Genomic DNA, 21,772 nt, shown 5'->3' on the forward strand with positions numbered 1-21,772 from the left:
ATTTTCTCCCATTACAGGTGGATAAACAGGGCGTAAAGGAGCCCCGAAAGTAAGACAGAAACCGGCAGCGTCAGTACCCAGGCCATCGCCAGATTGCGAATGGTGGCGAGTTGCAGACCTGAGCGGTTGGCGGCCATCGATCCGGCGACGCCAGAGGAGAGTACATGGGTGGTGGAAACCGGCAGGCCGAAGACGTCGGCTGCGCCGATGGTCGCCATTGCCACCAGCTCGGCGCTGGCACCTTGCGCGTAGGTGAGATGCGTTTTGCCGATGCGCTCACCCACGGTGACCACGATGCGGCGCCAGCCCACCATGGTGCCAAGGCCCAGCGCAATCGCCACCACCACCTTCACCCACATCGGGATAAAGCGCGTGGCGGCATCCAGTTCTTTTTTCACCGCCGTCAGATTGCGCGCGGTCTCTTCCGGCAGTGTCACTTTGGCATTTTGCAGATGTTTAATGGTTTCCGACGCCAGATACATCTCGTTGCGCGTGTTGGTCACCGCCTGCACCGGGATGTTCTCCACCGCGCCATAGCGGCGAATCTGGTCACCGATATCGCCCAGCATCATGCCGAGTGCAGGTAATACCTGCGGACGGTTTTGGCTGGTGCGCACGAATTCGGTCAGTACCTCGCGCGGCGCAGGCATCGCGGCGGGCGCCGGTTGCAGCGTCAGTAGCTGCTGTTCGGTGACCTGTGTTAAGGCGGCGACGCGCGGGATTTGCTCCGGCGGCAGCGAGCGGTTCAGGGCATAGGCAATCGGCATGGTGCCGACCAGAATCAGCATGATTAAGCCCATGCCTTTCTGCCCGTCATTCGAACCGTGCGCGAAGGAGACGCCGGTGCAGGTGAGGATCAGCAAGCCGCGGATCCACACCGGCGGCGGCTGATTGCCTTTCGGCGCTTCATACAGTTGGCGATTGCGGATAAACGCTTTCATCGCCAGCAGCAACAACCCGGCGCAGATAAAGCCGACAACCGGCGACAGCAGCAGCGCGTAGCCCACTTTAATCGCCTGATCCCAATCGACTCCGCTGGTGCCGCTGCGCCCGTGCAGCAACGCATTCGCCACGCCGACGCCGATGATCGAACCGATTAGCGTATGGGATGAAGAGGCGGGCAAGCCGAAATACCAGGTGCCGAGGTTCCAGATAATTGCCGAAAACAGCAGCGCATACACCATGGCAAAACCGTGGCCGCTGCCCGCTTGCAGAATCAGTTCTACCGGCAGCAGCGAAATGATGCCGAACGCCACCACGCCGCTGGAGAGCAGCACGCCGAGGAAATTACAAAAACCGGACCACATCACCGCCACGCCGGGCGACAGCGAATGGGTGTAAATCACCGTGGCGACGGCGTTGGCGGTATCGTGGAAACCGTTCACAAATTCAAAGCCGAGCGCAATAATCAGCGCCACGCCAAGCAGCAGGAATGGCGTGTAGCTGGTCACCGGTGCGCCAGTCTCTTCAACGTCGTTAAACAGGTTGATGCCCGCATACAGCAGGCCAGCCATCAGCAGCAGCACAAAGATCAGGCGTGAGGCAGGACCGTTGCCTCGATTAAGGTTCGGGCGTCCGTTATGGGACGAGGAGGTCGATGCGGGTAAACTGTTTTCAGCCATAAAACACCTCAGTGTTAAATCACGATGCTCGAACGGCACCCTTTGACTTCCAGTGTGATACGGGGTTTGTATGACAGAATGATGATGGTGAACGGCCAGTGTCATATTGCTGCAACATCCCTGTCGCACCCTGTGGATCTGACCGCTTCGGAATGACCTGCTGCTATGCTCCAGCCCGTGTTACCGCTTGCCTCCCTGCCGGACTTCAATAACGAAGTGGCCGGACTGATTCATGGTTATCTGTTTACCCCGGCGTCGCCTCCACAGCGGTTAAATGCGCGTGAAGCCTCACAATTGGCGCAGCAACAGCTGCCGGAATCGACCTTTCTTTGGCTGCACATAAATCTTAATCACGCACGTGCTGAACGTTGGGTTCAGGACCACTTTGGCGTAGATCGCGATTTTTTCGATGAGATACATTCAGCTTCACCGCGCACCCGTTTAGCCCATCAAAACGATGCGCTGCTGGCGGTGCTCAATGACGTCACCTTCAGTAAAGAGGAGCGCAGCACCCAGAATGCCACGCTGTGGATGTGGTGCTGCCCGCATGTGATTGTCACCGCGCGCTTTCGGCCCGTTGGCATGATTGAGCGTATGCATCAGCAGATCGACAAGCTGGTGTTTGCGGAGTCCGATGCGATGCTGCTGTGGCTGCTGGGCGAGCAGGAGGCGCAGTTGGAACAGGTGGTGCGTCGCTCCAGTCAGGCGGTGGACGCCATTGAAGAGCGCCTGTTGAGTGCGGCGATCAAAACTAACCGTCATGAACTGGGTCATTTACGACGCATGCTGTTGCGCGTGCAGCGCCTGCTCGCCCCCGAACCCGCGGCGCTGTTTCGTTTGCTAAATCGCCCGCCTCAATGGCTAAAGCGCGAACCGCTGGGTGAGCTGCGTATCTTCACTGAAGAGTTCAGCGTGGCGCTGAATGATTTGGCTGGGCTAATGGAGCGGATCCGTTTGTTGCAGGAAGAGATTGCCGCGCGTCTGATGGAGCAGAGCAACCGTACGCTGTTCTTGCTTACGGTGATAACCGTGCTGGCGCTGCCGATCAATATCGTGGCGGGTTTTTTTGGCATGAACGTCGGCGGCATTCCGCTGGCGAGCAATACGCATGGCTTTCTGCTGCTGGTGTTAGTGGTGCTGGCGTTTACGTTAGTGGCGGGCTGGCTGGCGTTTCGACGCCCGCGCGATTGAGGTGACCAGGTCGCCATAAATGGCGCCCCTACATAACCCTGATGATTTTTTCGTAGGGTCGCCATTCATGGCGACCTGGCTAATCGCACGCACAAAAAAGCCAGCCCGCAGGCTGGCTCATCACAACACGTAATTACAGGCTGGTAGCCGGCTGAGCAGCAGGCGCTGCGCCGTTAGCACCCTGCGGCGTCATCGGTTCTTCTTTCGGCGTTGCGTCAGAAGATTCTTGTACCGGCACCGGTGCTGGCTGGGCTTCACCTGCTGGGCCATTAATTTTGATCGGCATACCGTTACGCGCCTGGATTGCGTTATTCACCGCATCCTGGTTGGTGCTGGCATCGGCAATCACTTTGGTCACCGCAGACGTCAGGTTAATCGGCACCAGCTCACGAGAGTTGAACTGCTCTTCGGTGGTCGACAGCGGATTGTGGACTTCAATGTAGCGCGAACCGTCTGGCTCAACGCTCGCTTTCACCGGCTGATCGATGAACTGGACGCGGGTGCCGACTGGCACGTTGTCGAACAGCCATTTAATGTCGTCAGAGCGCAGACGCACACAGCCGTGGCTCACGCGCAGGCCGATGCCGAAGTTGGCATTAGTACCGTGAATGGCATACAGGCGGCCAATGTAGAGCGCATGCAGTCCCATCGGGTTATCTGGACCCGCCGGGAACACGGCTGGAATGCTTTCACCACGCGCTGCGTATTCCGCGTGCATCGCTTTGGTTGGTGTCCAGGTTGGGCCATCTTTCTTACGCTCAACCTTGGTGATCCAGTTCATTGGCGTATCTTTACCCAATTCGCCGATGCCGATTGGCAGCACGACCACGGTCTTGGTGCCTTTCGGGTAATAGTAAAGACGCATCTCAGCGCTGTTGATCACGATGCCTTCACGCGGCGCGTCAGGCAAAATCAGCTGCTGCGGGATGATCATTTTAGTGCCAGCTTTCGGCAGATAAACGTCAACACCCGGATTGGCTTCCAGCATATTGCTGAGGCCCATCTGATACTGCGCAGCAAAGGCTTCCAGCGGAAGTTTGCTGTCATCAGGAACGGTGATTTCAATATTTTCGCCGATCAGACGGCTATTAGCCGGCGGCAGCGGATAGACTACTGCAAATGCCGACTGGCTGAACGCCGCCAGTGCGAGGGCGAGTGAAGCGAACGCGCGAATGCTCATTTTCATGTTTTTCAAGTCGTTATGGCCATGTTTCAGGCTTGTCAGTGTGTCGAATCCATCGTGGTCAGTATGACCCGCTGCGCATTATATGTGCATTGGTGCATTGATGGAAATCAGGATTTTCGCAGGCTGAAGATACTTTACGCAATTCCTTGTGTTTACCAGACAATTCTCTTAGCTCCTCAGCCCAAAATGTGAATTTTTAAGGCTGCCACAGCGTCACTTCATTACTCAATTTGCGATTGAGGAAAAAAGCGGCACTGATCAGCGCCAGATGCGACAGCGCCTGCGGCATATTACCCAATGCATTGCCGTGAGAGGTAAATTCTTCGGCGTACAGGCCAACCGGATTGGCGTAGCTCAGCAGCTTCTCAAACTCAAAATGTGCTTCATGCACCCGCCCGGCGCGCGCCAGACACTCTACGTACCAGAAGGAGCAGGCCGCAAAGGAGCCTTCTCCGCCACTTAATGCATCGGCAGGCGTCTCATGAATGTTATAGCGGCGCACTAAACCATCGCTCACTAAATGGGTTTTAATCGCATCCAGCGTGGCCAGCCAATCTGGATCGGTTGAGCTGACAAAGCGCACCAGCGGCATCAGCAGCATCGAGGCATCAAGGAAGTTTCCGCCACGTGTCGCGGTGAAGTGGCCCAGCTCAGGATTCCAGAAGTTTTGCCAGATATCATCGCGGATCTCGCTGCGCACGCGATCCCAGCGTTCATAGGGCATTGGCAGCGAACGCTTCATACCCAGCCGCAGTGCGCGATCGAGTGCCACCCAACACATTAAACGCGAATGCAGGAAATGCTCCGGTTCACCGCGCATCTCCCAAATGCCGGCATCGGGTTGATTCCAGTTCACGCAGACATAATCGATCATGTCGGAGACATACTTCCAGCCGCGCTGCGAAATCGCCTCGCCATATTTGTTGGCGAGATAAATGGCATCCATTAGCTCGCCGTAAATATCGAGTTGGGTTTGGCGCCAGGCATCATTGCCGATGCGCACCGGACGTGAATTAGCGTAGCCGGAAAGATTGAGCAGCTCGGTTTCATGCAGCTCGGTGCCGCTATCCAGGCGATACATCACCTGCAGATGTGGGGTGTCGTCGTGACTGTGCTCGACGCAGCGGCCCACCCACTTGGTGAAATCTCGCGCTTCTTCGGTGTAGCCAAGGCGCATCAGCGCATACATGCTGAACGAGGCGTCGCGAATCCATGAGGCGCGATAATCCCAGTTGCGCTCACCCCCCAATTCCTCCGGCAAACCAAAGGTGGCGGCGGCGGCAATCGAACCGTGCTGATGTGAGGTCAACAGCTTGAGCGCCAGCGCCGAACGCGTCACCTGTTCCTGCCAGCGCCCACGATACGAACTGTGGCTGCTCCAGCGTCGCCAGTATTCCAGCGTGTCGCGGAAGCACTGTTCGGTGGCAATTTTCGCCACGTTTGGATCGTCATCGTTACCAAAAATAAACTCGGCGCACTCACCGGCTTTCAGGGTGAACTCCGCCACTGCGCTGTGGTTCTCGCGCGTCATCACCACCGTGGCGCTGAGGCGTAAAGCCAGTTGTCCTGCGGCCAGAAAAGCGATACCACCAGGACGCACTTCGGTGGTGGTTTCTGCGCGCGCATAATCGTGGCGCGGCGCGCACAGCAGATGGAACTTCGCCGTGCCGCGCACCATTTTCACGCGACGTACCAGACGCGGCACTTTGCTGTGCTCGTCGCAGATCGGCATGTAATCGGTGATCTCCGCCACGCCCGCATCGTCCAGCCAGCGGGTTTGCAGAATATTGGTATCGGGCAGATAGAGCTGCTGCTGGCGGGCATTTTTCCAGTCGGGGGCGAGAGAGAAAAGTCCGGCTTCGTCGCTATCGAGCAGCGCAGCAAATACCGAAGGGCTATCAAGCTCTGGCCAGCAGAGATAATCGATGGTGCCGTCGTTGGCGATCAGTGCGCAAGTGCGTAAATCACCAATCACACCGTGGTCGTCTATTCTGCGTTTAATGTCGCTCATCTTGCCCCCTTTGCGGTATGTAATGGTTAACTATAGACGCAACGGCAGATTCGGCGGCACTGAGGCACAGAAGGATAACTTCTATACTGTTAAGACACCCTCAATCAGGAGAATGTTATGAGTTCAGGAAAACAGAAAGTCGCCGTGGTTACCGGTTCCAGTTCTGGCATTGGTCGCAGTTGTGCGGTGATGCTGGCCGAAGCGGGCTATACGCTTGGCATCACCTGGAGTTCGGATGAAGAGGGCGCCCAGGAAACCGCTCGTATGGTGGAGAGTCGTGGACAGATGGCGCAGGTGCGGCAGGTTGCCCTTGCCGATCCGCAAGCCGGCGGGCAACAACTGGCGCAGCTGATCAACTCGCTGGGGCGCATTGACGTGCTGGTTTGCAACGCGGGCGTGATGACCAAAGCTGACTTTCTCGATGTCACTTTTGAGGATTGGCGCAAAGTGTTTAATGTGGATGTTGATGGTGCTTTTATCTGTGGGCAGATTGCCGCAAGGCATATGGTCGATCAGGGCGACGGTGGACGTATTATCAATATCACTTCGGTGCATGAACACACGCCGCTACCGGACGCCAGCGCCTATACCGCCGCGAAACATGCACTCGGTGGCCTGACCAAATCAATGGCGTTGAGCTTATTGCCGCACCATATTTTGGTCAACGCGGTGGCGCCGGGCGCAATTGCCACGGCGATGAATGATATGAAAGATGACGAGCAAGGCCGACCTATGCCGGAGATCCCGATTGGACGTCCCGGCGATACGCGTGAGGTGGCGAGCTTAGTGGCCTGGCTCTGCTCGGAATGGGCAACCTACACCACCGGACAATCTTTCATTGTCGACGGTGGTTTTATGCTGGCGAATCCGCAGTTTAAAGGTTATCACTCGTAATTAACCCGCGCGGCGGCGGTTCCAGTGGCGAATAATGTAGCGCAGCACGATGCCAAAAATAACCGCCGCCGCTAACCACAATACGGGTTTGAGGTGCTGATCGATCTTATGCAGCCACGGCGCAACGATCTCGCCAGCAAAGTAGCCGATAGAGACAAAAATCAGTGACCATAGCGCGGCGCCGATGACGTTGAGAATAAAGAAACGCAGCGGCTTAAGGCGGCTGGTGCCAATGATGATTGGCCCAACAATGCGGAAGCCATACATAAAGCGCACGCCGATGACGAATAAGCTAGGGTGTTTCTGAATCAGCCGATTGGCTTTGCCAATGGTTTCCTGATGTTTGCGGAAACGGCGCAGAATGCGTGTACCGTAGCGGCGTCCCAGCCAAAACAACAGCTGATCGCCAATAATGCCGCCAATCATCGCGGCCAACACCACGCCGGTGAAGTGCAGCAAGCCTTCATGCGCCGCGACCCCGCCCAGTAAGGTGAAGGTTTCTCCTTCGGCGATACAGCCAATCAGCAGCGCCAGATAGCCGTATTGGCTAATTAATCCATTGATATCGAGATGCAAATCATCCTCCCTGTAAATGTTGAGACTGTTACCAGTTTATACGCCAGCGCCTTTATTTGTAGGGTTAGCCGCAAAAACAGCGGCGACGATTATACTTGAGAGACGCTGCCTGCGTTGTCGAGGTCTTTTGCTTTAGGGGCAGCCCCTTGCATTAGAGGAGTAACCGTATGAATCATGTCTGGGGTTTACTGGCGCATCCTGGTCAGGAAATGCGCGATATTAAACAGGAAAATGAGAGCGTTTCGCACCATTACACCCATCATGTTCTGCTAATGGCGGCGATCCCGGTGATCTGCGCCTTCATCGGCACCACGCAACTGGGCTGGAATCTGGGCGAAGGGCAGTTCGTACTACTCAACAGGCTGACCGGTATCGGTTTGGGCATTCTGTTCTACCTGATGATTCTTGGTGGCGTTGCCGTGATGGGGCGTGTGATTCACTGGATGGCGCGTAATTATCCGCAGCGCCCGAGCCTGCAACGCTGCACCGTGTTTGCGGGCTATGTGGCAACGCCGCTGTTCCTTAGTGGTCTGGTGGCGCTCTATCCGCTGGTGTGGCTGTGCGTACTGGTCGGCGCGATTGCGCTGGTTTACACCGGTTATCTGCTTTACGTCGGGATTCCGGTATTCCTGAGTATTGACCGTGATGAAAGTCTGCGCTTCTCCGGCTCAACATTGGCGATAGGGGTGCTGGTGTTCGAGGTGCTGCTGGCGCTGACGGTGGTTATCTGGGGATATGGTCCACGGTTATTCTGAGGCTATCCTGGTCGCCATGAATGGCGACCCTACAAAACCGCCCCCGTAAGGTCGCCATTCATGGTGGCCTTTTAACGCCTGGAAACAATCTCGTTAAGAAATTTCTCAGGGAAGTGCGTATGATACTGCAGCCAGCCCGCATCCCGTCTGGCTTGATGTGGGCGGCCTGTGTGTTTACACAGCGCAAAACTCCTGACCGGATTTTTTTGACACGATGTCTGCAAAAATGCGTATTTCCCTGCTGTCGCTGGCGCTGTTTGTCGCCGCGCCAGCCGCTGTGACACCCGCGCTCGCTGCGCCGGCCGCACTCTCAAACCTGGCGCCGATTGCCCAACCGCAAATCGCCTCCGGCAGCGCCATGATCGTCGATCTGGAAAACAACAAAGTGCTGTTTTCCAGTCATCCTAACCGCGTACGCCCAATTGCTTCGCTGACCAAGCTAATGACGGCGATGGTGGTACTGGATGCCAAACTGCCGATGGATGAAATGCTGTCGGTCGATATCAGCCACACGCCTGAAATGCGCGGCGTATTTTCCCGCGTCAAACTGAACAGTGAAATCAGCCGCCGCAACATGCTGCTGCTGGCGCTGATGTCGTCGGAGAACCGCGCGGCCGCCAGCCTGGCGCACCACTATCCGGGCGGTTACGATGCTTTTATTCGTGCCATGAATGCCAAAGCACGTGCGCTCGGTATGACGCATACGCGTTATGTGGAACCGACCGGCTTGTCGATTCAAAACGTTTCCAGCGCGGAAGACCTGATAAAGCTGGCGAAGGCCACACGTCAGTACCCGCTGATTGGTGAGTTAAGCACCACCAAAGAAGACACGGCGGTATTTAAACATCCGAATTATGCGCTGCCGTTCCGTAACACCAACCATTTGGTGTACAAAAATGACTGGCGTATCCAGCTGACCAAAACCGGTTATACCGATGAAGCGGGACACTGCCTGGTGATGCGCACGGTGATCAATAACCGTCCGGTGGCGCTGGTGGTACTGGACGCGTTTGGAAAATATACCCATTTTGCCGATGCCAACCGTCTGCGTGACTGGCTGGAAACCGGTAAAGCAGCACCGGTTCCGGCCGCGGCGCTGGCGTACAAAAAGCAGAAGTCAGGCCTGACGGCCAGCAATAGCGAGGCGGAATAGCGCGCTTGTTTTGGTCGCCATGAATGGCGACCCTACAGGTCATCGGCGGTATGTCGTAGGGTCGCCATTCATGGCGACACCATTAATCTCGGTTTACCTGCAAAAACGCTTATCGTTAGCGCCAATGTTTTACACCTTCATTCCTATAGTTTCAGTGTCGGCAACGTCTTAAACTAGCCGCCATTCACCTGCACACGTGCGTTTATCGGCTGTTATTACGCTGGAATCTTATTAAACATGTTCAAGTTCCGTTTCTTACTTACGCCATTTTTACTGCTGCTGGTGCTGTTAACCCCGGCGCTGAGTTTTGCAGACGACAGCGCGGCAGCGAATCAGCAAGAGGACGCTGCCCCCAAAGTTAACGCCTCGGTCGAGCTGCCTAAGATGCAGAAAATTCTCGATAAAATTAAAGGCCAGGTCTCGGGCGATACCAACGAAAGCCAGCTCAACCAGCTCAATGAGATGGCGCTGGAGCTTTCGGGGAATGCCGAAACCCTTGGTCAGGCACTCATTCCGCAGCGTCAGCAGCTGGATGCACAGCTGGCGGTACTTGGTCCGGCGCCCAAAGCCGACAGCGGCGTGAAAGAGACGCCGGAGGTGACGCGCAAGCGTGCGGCGCTGGAGAACCAAAAAGGTAAGCTAGACGACCAAATCAAGCAGGCCGATGGCATCAAAAACGGTGCGCTGGTGCTGTCATCGCAGATCGTTAACCTGCGTCGTGACCAGTTAAAAAGCCAGCTGGCACTGAACTCGGGCAGTATTTTCGGCCCGCGTTTCTGGTCACCGATCTTTAGCAGCCAGGATCTCGACGCCGAGAAAATCAGTGATTTTCGCGATGAACTGCAAGACACCGCCGCGCTATCGTGGGAATCGGGCTGGCGCTTTGGCACCATCGGTTGGCTGGTCGCCGCGATGCTGGTGATGACGCTCGGCCGTCGCTACGGCGAAGAGTTTCTGGCGTGGGTGAGCATTAACAAAATGCCGGAAGGGCGTTTACGTCGTAGCTTCCTGGCGGCCGCGATAGCCTTGACCACACTTGCGGCCGTTGTGCTGACCTTCAACTTCCTTGCGCTGGCCTTTACGCGCCGCGATGAGGTCTCTGGCGACGTGCAGGATTTTGTTGAGCGCCTGGTGCAGCTCAGCGTCTACTGCGGCTTAATTGCTGGATTGGGGCGGGCGTTTTTATCTACGCGTCGTCCCAGCTGGCGTTTGCCTGCCATCTCCAATGAAGTGGCGCAGGCGCTGAAACCGTTCCCGCCCTTTACCGCGGCGCTGGTGTTTGTTTTCCAGACGGTTGAGGCATTTAACTACAGCGTGGGAACCAGCCTCAATACCACGATTTTTGCTAACGGCTTGACCGCATTGCTGATTGGCTGCACCGGCCTTGCTATCAGCATGCGCGTGAACCGCGTGCGTCGTCGCATGGCGCAGGCCGGCCACCAGCCTGAAGCACGCTCCACTCTAGTTGGCTTAGTACAGCTGGCGTTGATGCTTACGGCGCTGGCGATCCTGATCTCTCTGATCATTGGCTACGTTACGCTGGCACGCTTCCTCAGCTACGAGGTGATTTGGTGCGGCATTCTGTTTGGCTCGTTCTACTTCCTCAGCCATCTGGTACAGGACGGCTGTGAAAGTCTGTTCTCCACCAGCAATGCAACGGGCAAGCGGCTGCAAAGCTCACTCAATATTGATGAGCGCCACTTGCAACAGGCGGCTACGCTGCTGAGCGCGCTGGGTAAAACCTTGCTGATTGCTATCCTCGCGCTGGCGTTGCTCAACGGCACCTTCGCCTCCTCAACGCCGATAGAGCTGATTCAGAAGGTGATTGAGTTCTGGGGCGGCAAAGGGATGGAGTCGCTGAACATTGTGCCGGCGCACATGGTTAACGCGATTCTCTGCCTGGTGATGGGCATTTATGTGCTGCGCTCGGTGCGTCGCTGGCTGGATAAAGACTTCCTGCCAAAAACCACCATGGATGTCGGCATGCGCGTGTCGCTGGTGACGCTGTTCAGCAACATTGGTTACGTGCTGGTTATTCTGTTGACGCTGTCGATTATGGGCTTGCAGTGGAACAAACTGGCGTGGATCGTCAGCGCCCTATCGGTCGGTATCGGTTTCGGCTTGCAGGAGATTGTGAAGAACTTCATCTCCGGTCTGATTTTGTTGACCGAGCGTCCGGTGAAGGTGGGCGATTTGGTGAGCATCAGCGGCATCGAGGGCGATATTCGTCGTATCAACGTGCGTGCCACGGAAATTCAGCTCAGCGATAAATCCACGGTGATTGTGCCGAACTCCCAGCTGATCTCGCAAAACGTGCGTAACGCCACCATGGGTAACGCGCAGGGCGTGGTGACCATTCTGCTGACGTTCCCATTGGATATTGATCCGGTGCGGGTGCGGGAAATTCTGCTGGAAGTGTATCAGGAGAACGAGCGCATCCTGGAAACGCCTGAGCCGTCCGTTTCGTTCAAAGATTTAACGCCAGCGGGGATCGTGTTGAGCGTCACCGGCAACGTTGCCAGCCAGCGCCAGATTTCCGGTGCCAAGAGTGATTTGCTGTTTGATATTCTCACGCGTCTGCGCAAGGAGGGTATTGTGCTTTCCACGCCGCAAACCATGATCATTGAACGCCGCGCGCTTCCGGCGGCCGCGCAAGAGCAGCAGGGCGAGCAACTGCCTTAATTTCAGCGCGTCATGTGACCAGGTCGGCATGAATGCCGACCCTACATGTAAGGTGGCCATTGATGGCCACCTTTTTAACAACCGCACTTAGATTTTTACCGCCCAACCCTTGTGCTTGCTGGTTTTACCAATTCCCGGATTGAAACTATTAGTAGGATCCAGCTGACGATAAAACGCCTGCAGCTGCGGTTTCGCCTGATACAGATGTCCAACGTTATGCTCGGCAGGATACTCCGCGCCACGCTCGGCTAAAATCGCCAGCATCTTCTCTTTCAACGCATGCGCGTCGACGCCCTTTCTGACGATGTAATCCTGATGGAACACATGGCAGAAGAAGTGGCCGTAATAGAGACGGTGGCTTAGATCCTTATCAAACTCGGCGGGCAGGCGCTCAAACCACTCCTCATCGTTACGGCGCAGCGCAATATCCAACGCCAGAATATCTTCCACTTCGTCAGCATGCACCGCGTGATAGCGCACAGCCGCACCGGCAGCGGCAAAGCGATGCAGGAACGCGTGCGCGCCCTCTTTGGCATCGCAGGCGAAGAAGGCGCCGCCGCCTTCGCGGAAATATTCGGTCAGATACGCCTGCGCTTCAGCAACGCCGTCGCCGGACATCTTCAGCATCAGATGGTGTTCATATTTGTCGCGATACTGCTTCAGGCGTTTGGGCAGATGCGCCGGTAACCAGCCGCTGACGCGCTGCAACAGGCGATCGGTAAGATGCGGTTTTACCCAACTCAGCTTGCTCAGCCAGGCATCAACGCGGCCCTTAAGGGTAAAAAACAGCGGCATTTTATCGGTGCCGAGCTTGTCGATCATCACGAAGGTATCTTTGCCATACACCTCAGCGATATCGAAAATGTCGCGGTGCATATATTCACCCGCCACCGGCAGATGCGTAAATTCTGCCAGAATATGACGGCGAATATCGCCCAGCTCAGCCGGATCGTTGGTGCCGATATAAAATACCTGCTGCTGCGGTTCGGTAGGGAAGGTGTCGAGACGCACGGCAAATACCGCCAGCTTGCCCGCGCAGCCAGACGCTTCGAACAGGCGGCGCTCATCGGCATTAAAGCGCGCCGGGGTGTCGGCAGTGATATCGCGCACGCGCTCGGCATATTCATGATCGGAGGCGTGGCGCTCATCCCAACGCACATCGTTCTGCTGCCAGCGATCGTCATCCAAACGCCCCAACATCTCCTCCGGCGAATGGCCAAGATCGATGCCAAGATGGTTTACCAGCTTGAGTTTGCCGCTGGCATCAATCTGCGCGTACAGGGCCATTTCACTGTAGGCCGGACCGCGTTTGATCAACGAACCGCCTGAGTTATTACAGATTCCGCCCATTACCGATGCGCCGATACAGGAGGAACCGATAACAGAATGCGGCTCACGTCCTAACGGTTTCAGCACTTTTTCCAACTGATACAGCGTGCTGCCAGGGAAGGCGAGGATCTGTTTGCCGTCATCGATCAGCTGCAACTTATCCAGCCGCAAGGTGCTGATGATGACCAGCGGACGATCGTAATCATTACCGTGCGGCGTGGAACCTTCCGTCAGACCGGTATTGGCGGCCTGCATTAAAATAATGGCATCGGCGCTAACCAGCGCTTGCAACGCACGCCATAACTCCAGCAGCGAGCCGGGAAAAATCACCGCCAGCGCGTCGCCTTCGCCCGAGCGAAAACCTTTGCGGTAGCGCGCGGTCTGTTCTGCATCGGTTAACAGGTGTGACGAACCCACCAGACGACGCAGTTCGGCGAGCAGAGTAGGGTGCGAAGTGTTGTTATTCATTGGCCTATCCTTGTCTTTAACATGGCGCTTCTACTGTAGCACGCGTCTGCGGTAGGGTCGCGGTGTGACATCGGCAGCTACCTGCTATCCTCATCTTGTGGCAAACTGCCCCGGTTATTTCGATATTGCGCAGTCACTTAAGAGAGCCCGACCTGATGAAATGGATTTACTCTGTTAGCCTCGCTGTTTCCTTAGCCATGCAACCTGCGTTTGCAGACGATTTGTTTGGCCCACATCCCATGACCGAGCAGGCGCGCGACGCCTTTGTTAATCAGCTGCTTAGCAAAATGACCCTTGATGAAAAAATCGGGCAGATGCGTTTGATTAGCGTCGGACCGGATACGCCGAAAACGGCGGTTCGCGACATGATTCAACACGGTCAGGTCGGGGCCATTTTTAATACCGTAACGCGACCGGATATTCGTGCCATGCAGGATCAGGTGATGCAGCTCAGCCGCCTGAAAATCCCGCTGTTCTTTGCCTATGACGTGGTGCACGGTCAGCGCACCATCTTCCCGATTCCGCTTGGCCTGGCGGCCAGCTGGGATCTGGATGCGGTGGCGGAAGTCGGGCGCATATCGGCCTATGAAGCGGCGGATGACGGCCTGAACATGACGTGGGCACCGATGGTGGATGTATCACGCGAACCGCGCTGGGGTCGCGTTTCGGAAGGTTTCGGTGAAGACACCTTCCTGACGTCACAAATGGGCAGCACCATGGTGAAGGCCATGCAGGGCAAAAGCCCGGCGGATCGCTTCAATATCATGACCAGCGTAAAGCACTTTGCGCTTTACGGTGCGGTGGAAGGCGGGCGTGATTACAACACCGTCGACATGAGCCCGCAGCGCATGTTCCAGGATTATCTGCCGCCGTACAAAGCCTCGCTTGATGCGGGCAGCGGCGGCGTGATGGTGGCGCTTAACTCGATCAACGGCACCCCGGCTACGGCCGATAGCTGGTTGCTGAAAGATCTGCTGCGCGGTGACTGGAAGTTTAAAGGCATTACCATTAGCGATCACGGCGCGATCAAAGAGCTGCTGAAACATGGTGTGGCCAGCGATCCGCAGGACGCGGTACGCATCGCCGTGAAATCGGGCGTCGATATGAGCATGAGCGACGAGTACTACAGTAAATATCTGCCGGGCCTGGTGAAAAGCGGCGCGGTGAGCATGGCGGAAGTTGATGATGCCGCGCGTCATGTGCTGAACGTCAAATATGATATGGGGCTGTTTAACGATCCTTATAGCCATTTAGGGCCGAAAGGCAGCGATCCGCAGGATACTAACGCCGAAAGCCGTTTGCATCGCGCCGAAGCGCGTGATGTGGCGCGTAAAAGTATTGTGCTGTTAAAGAACTGGCATGAAACGTTGCCGCTGAAGAAGGACGCCACCGTGGCGTTAGTGGGGCCGCTGGCAGACAGTCAACGCGACATCATGGGCAGCTGGTCAGCGGCGGGCGTCGCCAAACAATCGATTCCGCTGCTACAGGGCATGCGTAATGCGATGGCGGGCAAAGGCACCGTGCTGTATGCCAAGGGCGCAAACATCACTGACAACAAAGGCATTCAGGATTTCCTCAATCTGTACGAGCAGGCGGTGAGCGTGGATCAACGTTCGCCGCAGGCGCTGATTGACGAAGCGGTAGCGCAGGCGAAAAAAGCCGATGTGGTGGTGGCTGCCGTCGGCGAAGCGCAGGGCATGGCGCATGAAGCCTCAAGCCGTAGCGATTTGGTGATCCCACCAAGCCAGCAAAAATTGCTGGCGGCCCTGAAAGCCACCGGTAAACCGCTGGTGATCGTGCTGATGAACGGCCGTCCGTTGACGGTGGTGAATGAAGATAAACAGGCTGATGCGATGCTGGAAACCTGGTTCAGCGGCACCGAAGGCGGTAACGCTATTGCCGATGTGCTGTTTGGTGACTACAACCCGTCGGGCAAACTGCCGGTTTCCTTCCCGCGTTCAGTGGGACAGATCCCGATTTATTACAACCATCTGCCAACCGGACGTCCTTACAACTTCGCCAAGCCGAACAAGTATACGTCGCACTATTACGACGCCATCAACGGCCCGCTTTATCCGTTTGGCTATGGCCTGAGCTACACCACCTTTAGCGTATCGCCGGTGAAGATGTCATCGCGTACCATGCCGCGTAATGGCTCGGTGGAGGCGTCAGTTACCGTGACCAACACCGGTAAACGCGATGGTGCTACCGTGGTGCAGCTGTATCTCAACGATCCGGTCGCCAGCATCAGTCGCCCGGTGCAGGAGCTGCGTGGTTTCCAGCGCATTATGCTGAAAGCCGGCGAATCGCAGACGGTGAAGTTTAAGATCGATGTTGATGCGCTGAAGTTCTGGAATCAGAAGATGCAGCAGGTGGCGGAGCCAGGCAAAATCAACGTGATGATTGGCCTGGATTCGGTGCGTACGCAAGATGCGCAGTTTGATTATTTATAGTCGCTGATGCACTTATGCCCTCACCCTAACCCTCTCCCGCAAGCGGGAGAGGGAACCGATGGGTGCGATTGTTGATATTTTGCTCGATCTTCCCCCTCGCCCGCTTGCGGGAGAGGGCCGGGGTGAGGGCCTAACCGCACAAATCGAAATCAATGAACATCCGCGACCGCATCCAACAGCAAGTCTTCCGCCTCAACGGCTTATCCCTCAACGAATTTGATATCTCGCAGCCACCCGGCGATCCGGGATTATTTGGCCCAGACCACGTCATCTGGCGCGTGCATGGTGACTTTGCCTCGATGCTGTGCGGCGGCATCAGCGCTTTAATGCTGCAAATGCTGCATCCGGCTGCACTGGCCGGCGTATGGGATCACTCCAACTTCCGTCAGGACATGATGGGGCGTTTGCGCCGCACCAGCCAATTTATCGCCGTCACCACTTTCGGCAACACCGCTGATGCCCAAACCCTCATCGAACGCGTCAAACGTATTCATCTGCGCGTCACCGGCTGCGATAACGCGGGCAAGCCTTATGCCGCTAGCGATCCGCATCTGCTCACCTGGGTACACGTGGCGGAAACCAGCCGCTTTTTGGCGGCGCATCTGCGCTATAAAAATCCCCAGCTTAGCCAGGCCGAGCAGAATCGTTATTACCAGGAGGCGGCACGCGTTGCGGAAGCGCTTGGCGCTCAGCAGGTGCCGAAAAGCGTGCAGGCGGTAGAGGACTATTTACACATGATGCGCCCGGCGCTGATTTACGATGAACGAACGCGGGAAGTGTTGCAGCTATTAATCAACGCACCTGCGCCAAGCTGGCAGGCGAAACCCGCCATGCGCGTGATGCTAACAGCCGGTATGGGATTGCTGCCGCCGTGGGCACAGCAGCAGATCCAGCGGCCGATTGGGCCAGCGCATCAATGGCTGGTGGATAAAGAAATGGCGGTGATTGGCGGGTTGCTGCGCTGGTCAATTCAGCGCGGCGCTTACTCACGCGCTATGCAGCGCATGGGGCGCTGAGCATCAAGGGTGCGCATGCACTTTGAGAGTTTTACCCTTGTGTCACATGGCGCGAGTGCCGATCCTGCTCTATTCTCGGGGAAAATGGATTCCTCCAGGTAATATCGAGGCGCTATGACCCACCAACCTCTGATTGCTGAGGTGCCGAATCAGCAACACACATTAACCGCGATCGTCGAGCAGGATGCGCGCACGGCCTATTTCTATATCTGGCCGAACGATCTGTTTCGCAGCCAGTATGCGGTGCGCGGCTGCTGGCTACGTAATCTGCTGCCTGCGCCAGCGCAGGAGGATCGTGAAGCGATGGAGCAGGGCATTGCGCCGCTGCTGAGTGCCGAATATTGCCGTACGCTGGAAGCCGAGCCGATGCTCGATCCGGCCGGATTGCAGATTCTGTGGGAACCCAGTGATGACGGGGCGGCACTGTGGTATTACGGCCAGCTGCTGGCGGTGATCCCCGGCTGGAGCCTCTATCAGGACAAGCAGGTCAGTTTCTCCGCGGCCTGCATCAAAGAGAACCGCCTCACCGCGCCGCTCGGCTCCGCCTCCACCAATGATTACTACGCGCGTGCCGAACAGCAGCGCCACTTCTGGCGCGACTGGCACGATGGTCATCTATGGGATCGGGTGCAGCGCGAACTGATGCAGTGCTATCAGGCACAGTTTGGCGAGTCGGTAAAATATTACGCCATCGATCAGGGCAGCTGGCCACCGATGGCCATTTCGCAGCACCTGCATCATGGCGTTTGGTACTTCGTGACCCTCGGCATGAGTATCCGGCCGATGCCGCAGGTGGATCATCTATTTGATGAGCTGGCACCGCAGTATCGTCGCGTTGAGCTGGCGATGGCGGTGGACGGCGAAGTGATGACCGAAGCCAATGCGGTGCAGATGGCCAGCGCGCTGGCGGAATTTGCACATTTACCGTGGGCGCGCCTCACCTGGATTGGTGAAGGGCATACGCTGGCGTCAGAAGTCGCGCCAGTGGGTTTTGAAAGCTTCCTGCTAGCTAATGATTTAGCGCCGGAAACCGCCCAGTTTCGTCTGCCGAAACGCGAGGGCGACCGGGTGAATCTGCTGTGGTCAACGCCGATTACCGAAGCCGAACGCCAGTTTGCCCAGGCGGACGATCGCGGTGGCCAACAGCTGTTACAGCGTTTGCTGGCGGAAGGCAACGATCACGTGTTTCGCCCGCGCCAGGAAGTGGTAGCGCCGCCCGCACCGTAAACCAGGTCGGCATACATGCCGACCCTACAATTTTAAATTATCACTCAAATCAACTATTTCACTTCTTTGTGATCTCGCTCACCTCAAGATCCTCATTAACACGCCGTTAACCTCGATCAGGCAACTCGCCAACCAGGGTAAGGGCACACAACATGTTAAAAACGACACAATCCCGTTTCACCGCGACGCTGGTCGCCTTTTTTGCGGTGCTAATGCTGGTTACCGTGCTGGTGATCAATCAGTTTATCGCACCGCAGCTCACGCAAAACGAGAGCCGTTTAGTGCGTTACGAAGTGGATGGCCTGGCCGGACGCATCGTAGAGCAGATGAACCGCGTACAAGCGCAGCAGCGTGCAATCACCGAAGCCGCAGGCGTGATGGATAGCGCTGCCATCGACACCTTGCTGCCCGCCTTAGTTAACCAGTATCAGGATAGCAACGTGTTTGGCGGCGGCATCTGGCCGTTGCCCAACCGCCGCGATCCCGCCAAAGAGAAAAACAGCTCGTTCTTCGCGCGTAACGCCAGTAACCAGCTGCAGGTCAATACCTACTGGAACTCGGATGCCGCCGACAAATACTGGGAGCAATCCTGGTACAAAGACGGTTTAGCTGCGCCGAAAGGGCAGTGTGCCTGGGCGAAAGCCTATCAGGATGCGGCCAGCCCGCAGCCGCGTACTAACTGCGCGATGGCAATCTATCGCGATGGCAACGCATGGGGCGTAGCGACAATTGACGTGACGCTGGGCTTCTTTAACCAGCTGGCAAAACAGATGGGTGAAGCGATTAAAGGGCGCGTGCTGATTGTTGAAGCCGACGGCAAAGTGGTTGGCAACGCCGCGCTGGTGGATGGCGCGCCGAAGCTGGAAAACCTTGCCGATACGCAGCTGCCGATGGCGGCGGCGCTGAAAGGTCTGTTAGCACAGGCGGGTAGCCAGCCGACGCAAACCACGTTTGCCGGTGAAGATGGCGAACACACGCTGTTCCTGCAGGCGATTGCCGGTAGTCCGTGGTATCTCGCCAGCGATGTGCCCTCCAGTTTGCTGGATGCGCAGACGCACAGCATGTTAACGCGCCTCGGCCTGGTGCAGATTCCGCTGGCGGTGATCCTGCTGCTGGTGCTGCTCGGTTTTGTGCGGGCAATGATGACGCGTCTTGCCTTGCTGCATCGCAACATTGAAACGCTTTCAACTGGCGGGGCCGATCTGACGCAGCGTCTGCCGGCCAGCAACAGCCCGGAATTTAACGCGGTGGCGCAAAGCTTTAACCAGTTCATCTCCTATCTGCAAGGGCTGATGCGCCAGGTGGGGGATAGCGCGCTGGCGATTACTGCGGCTTCACGTGAAATCGCCAGCGGCAACGCCGATCTCTCGGCGCGAACCGAATCGCAGGCCAGCTCTATTGTCGAAACCGCCGCGTCGATGGAAGAGCTCACCGGCACGGTGCGCCAGAACGCCGACAACGCCACTCATGCCAATCAGCTGGCGGATGGTGCGTCACAGGTGGCGGCGCGCGGTACCGAAGTGGTGCGTCAGGTGGTCACGACCATGGGCGCAATCAACCAATCCTCACGTAAAGTGGTCGATATCATCAGCGTCATTGATAGTATCGCCTTCCAGACCAATATCCTGGCGCTCAACGCCGCGGTAGAAGCGGCGCGAGCGGGCGAGCAGGGCCGTGGATTTGCCGTGGTGGCATCGGAGGTGCGTAATCTGGCGCAGCGTTCGGCCAACTCCGCACGTGAAATTAAGAAGCTGATTGAGGAGTCGGTGGCCAATATCGATACCGGCAGCGATCTGGTGCAGCAGGCCGGGCAAACCATGGATGAGCTGATGCAGGGGGTTAGCAGCGTTACCACGTTGATGAGTGAGATCATGTCGGCGAGCCGCGAGCAGAGCATGGGGATCGATCAGGTCAACGTGGCGATTACTCAGCTGGATGGCAGCACCCAGCAGAACGCCGCGCTGGTTGAGCAGGTTTCAGCCGCCGCTCAGGCGATGGAGCAGCAGAGCGTACAGCTGGAGCTGGTGGTGCAGAGCTTTAAACTTTAATCCTGTGCCAAACGGTGCGCATGGATGCGCACCCAACAATTGTAGGGTCGCCATTTATGGCATAATGCCGCTCACTTAAGCAAAAAAATGCCTGTTTATGCAGGTGCGCATGAATGCGCACCCTACGAAAACCCGGCGATATTCACGTAGGGTCACCATTCATGGTGACCGATTCACGCTTAACTGACGAGCATTACGCCATGAATGGCATAATGTTGGGCAGTTAACAGATGAAAAACCTTCTTAACAAGCGCATATGTCGTAGCGGCGCAATTCATTGCGCGATAAATCGCGCCGCTACGGAATGTGCGGTGATTTGGTACCGTGCTTAACTGATCGATATTACGCCATGAATGGCGATCCGCTCACACTCTGCCCACATCTCCTCTGTTAACGCCTTTTTCCGCCTTTTTATGCTGAAACGCCCGCAGGCTGCTACGCTTTACGTTGCCCCCGTTAACGCACGGAATGTGCGCTATTTCCTCCATCAAACTTTTGGCGGTTGTGTACAATAGCTGCGAATTTTCCGAAGGAGTTGTCATGTCCGCCATTGAAGTTATTCTCGTTGACCACCTCGATCGTCCTATCGGCCAGATGGAAAAGCTGGAAGTGCATGAGAAAGGATTGCTGCATCGTGCGGTAACGGTTTACGTGTTCAATTCGCGCCATGAAGTGCTGTTACAACGCCGGGCCAGCGGTAAATATCACTGCGGTGGATTATGGAGTAACACCTGCTGCAGCCATCCTTATCCGCAGGAATCGACGCGCGATGCCGCCGAACGCCGTCTGCGTGAAGAGATGGGCATGAACCTGGCGCTGACGCCGGTGTTTGAGTTGAGCTATAACTTGCCGCTCAGCAACGGCTTAACTGAGCATGAGTATGGTCACGTGTTTTTTGCCATCAGCGATGAGCAACCGGAACTCAATCCGGATGAAGCCGATGCATGGTGCTATCGTTCGATTGCGCAAATTCAGCAGGAGATGGTAGAGAATCCCGAGCAGTTCACGCCGTGGTTCCTGCACACCTTCCCGCGCATCCCCAATACGCTCGGCGATTTCCGCCTGACCGCATAATGCTGGAGGTCGCCATCAATGGCGACCCTACGACGTGATGCAAGGTCGCCATTGATGGCGACTATGCGACGTGATGTAAGGTCGCCA

The 21,772-nt window shown here is 56.5% G+C and carries 15 protein-coding genes; 10 read left to right on the plus strand and 5 right to left on the minus strand.

The annotated features are described in order from the left end of the window. Window positions 1-11: 11 nt before the first annotated feature. The gene (locus ACIP6T_RS02140) at window positions 12-1,622 is read right to left on the minus strand and encodes an inorganic phosphate transporter (protein WP_400455121.1); all 1,611 of its coding nucleotides are present in this window, start codon (window positions 1,620-1,622) and stop codon (window positions 12-14) included. Window positions 1,623-1,787: 165 nt separating this feature from the next. Here ACIP6T_RS02140 and ACIP6T_RS02145 point away from each other — a divergent pair, with 165 nt between their 5' ends. Beyond that, the gene (locus ACIP6T_RS02145; RefSeq protein ID WP_400455124.1) at window positions 1,788-2,813 is read left to right on the plus strand and encodes a transporter; all 1,026 of its coding nucleotides are present in this window, start codon (window positions 1,788-1,790) and stop codon (window positions 2,811-2,813) included. Between the two features lie 133 nt (window positions 2,814-2,946). Here ACIP6T_RS02145 and ACIP6T_RS02150 read toward each other — a convergent pair whose 3' ends face one another. Continuing rightward, window positions 2,947-3,999, minus strand: coding sequence for a L,D-transpeptidase family protein (locus tag ACIP6T_RS02150; protein WP_097094494.1), 1,053 nt, complete (start codon window positions 3,997-3,999; stop codon window positions 2,947-2,949). A gap of 196 nt (window positions 4,000-4,195) precedes the next feature. Continuing rightward, window positions 4,196-6,010: a glycoside hydrolase family 15 protein gene (locus ACIP6T_RS02155; protein WP_400455126.1), complete on the minus strand. Its 1,815-nt coding sequence runs from the start codon at window positions 6,008-6,010 to the stop codon at window positions 4,196-4,198. A 117-nt stretch (window positions 6,011-6,127) separates the two neighbouring features. On the opposite strand from ACIP6T_RS02155, the gene ACIP6T_RS02160 reads away from it, so the two are divergent. Next, window positions 6,128-6,904 carry an SDR family oxidoreductase gene (locus tag ACIP6T_RS02160; RefSeq protein WP_400455128.1) on the plus strand — a complete coding sequence of 259 codons (777 nt, stop codon included), beginning with the start codon at window positions 6,128-6,130 and terminating at the stop codon, window positions 6,902-6,904. Here ACIP6T_RS02160 and ACIP6T_RS02165 read toward each other — a convergent pair whose 3' ends face one another. Beyond that, a complete protein-coding gene (locus ACIP6T_RS02165; RefSeq protein WP_097094491.1) occupies window positions 6,905-7,480 on the minus strand; it encodes a DedA family protein in 576 nt (191 codons plus the stop codon). A 167-nt stretch (window positions 7,481-7,647) separates the two neighbouring features. On the opposite strand from ACIP6T_RS02165, the gene ACIP6T_RS02170 reads away from it, so the two are divergent. The 3 genes from ACIP6T_RS02170 to ACIP6T_RS02180 all read left to right on the plus strand — a co-directional run bounded on the left by ACIP6T_RS02170 (window position 7,648) and on the right by ACIP6T_RS02180 (window position 12,070). Beyond that, window positions 7,648-8,235, plus strand: a complete 588-nt coding sequence (locus ACIP6T_RS02170; RefSeq protein WP_097094490.1) for a Yip1 family protein — start codon at window positions 7,648-7,650, stop codon at window positions 8,233-8,235. A gap of 214 nt (window positions 8,236-8,449) precedes the next feature. Next, window positions 8,450-9,388: a D-alanyl-D-alanine endopeptidase gene (gene pbpG / locus ACIP6T_RS02175; protein WP_345827038.1), complete on the plus strand. Its 939-nt coding sequence runs from the start codon at window positions 8,450-8,452 to the stop codon at window positions 9,386-9,388. Between the two features lie 237 nt (window positions 9,389-9,625). Continuing rightward, entirely contained in the window at window positions 9,626-12,070 is a 2,445-nt protein-coding gene (locus tag ACIP6T_RS02180; RefSeq protein WP_400455131.1) for a DUF3772 domain-containing protein, read from the plus strand. Between the two features lie 87 nt (window positions 12,071-12,157). Here the strand turns inward: ACIP6T_RS02180 and dld are convergent, their stop codons facing one another. Continuing rightward, complete coding sequence (dld, locus tag ACIP6T_RS02185) at window positions 12,158-13,867, minus strand: D-lactate dehydrogenase (protein WP_400455133.1); 1,710 nt, start codon at window positions 13,865-13,867, stop codon at window positions 12,158-12,160. A 155-nt stretch (window positions 13,868-14,022) separates the two neighbouring features. On the opposite strand from dld, the gene bglX reads away from it, so the two are divergent. From bglX to idi, 5 genes are all read left to right on the plus strand, one after another. After that, the gene (bglX, locus tag ACIP6T_RS02190; RefSeq protein WP_400455135.1) at window positions 14,023-16,320 is read left to right on the plus strand and encodes a beta-glucosidase BglX; all 2,298 of its coding nucleotides are present in this window, start codon (window positions 14,023-14,025) and stop codon (window positions 16,318-16,320) included. A 152-nt stretch (window positions 16,321-16,472) separates the two neighbouring features. After that, window positions 16,473-17,336 carry an oxygenase MpaB family protein gene (locus ACIP6T_RS02195; protein WP_097094485.1) on the plus strand — a complete coding sequence of 288 codons (864 nt, stop codon included), beginning with the start codon at window positions 16,473-16,475 and terminating at the stop codon, window positions 17,334-17,336. Between the two features lie 114 nt (window positions 17,337-17,450). Continuing rightward, window positions 17,451-18,563: a suppressor of fused domain protein gene (locus ACIP6T_RS02200; RefSeq protein WP_400455137.1), complete on the plus strand. Its 1,113-nt coding sequence runs from the start codon at window positions 17,451-17,453 to the stop codon at window positions 18,561-18,563. A gap of 152 nt (window positions 18,564-18,715) precedes the next feature. Next, complete coding sequence (locus tag ACIP6T_RS02205) at window positions 18,716-20,611, plus strand: methyl-accepting chemotaxis protein (RefSeq protein ID WP_097094483.1); 1,896 nt, start codon at window positions 18,716-18,718, stop codon at window positions 20,609-20,611. Window positions 20,612-21,151: 540 nt separating this feature from the next. Beyond that, on the plus strand, window positions 21,152-21,685 hold the full coding sequence (gene idi, locus ACIP6T_RS02210) for an isopentenyl-diphosphate Delta-isomerase (protein ID WP_345827032.1): 534 nt from the start codon (window positions 21,152-21,154) through the stop codon (window positions 21,683-21,685). The last annotated feature ends 87 nt before the right edge of the window (window positions 21,686-21,772 follow it).

Source organism: Pantoea sp. NPDC088449, from assembly GCF_044753225.1.
Lineage (GTDB): Bacteria > Pseudomonadota > Gammaproteobacteria > Enterobacterales > Enterobacteriaceae > Pantoea > Pantoea floridensis.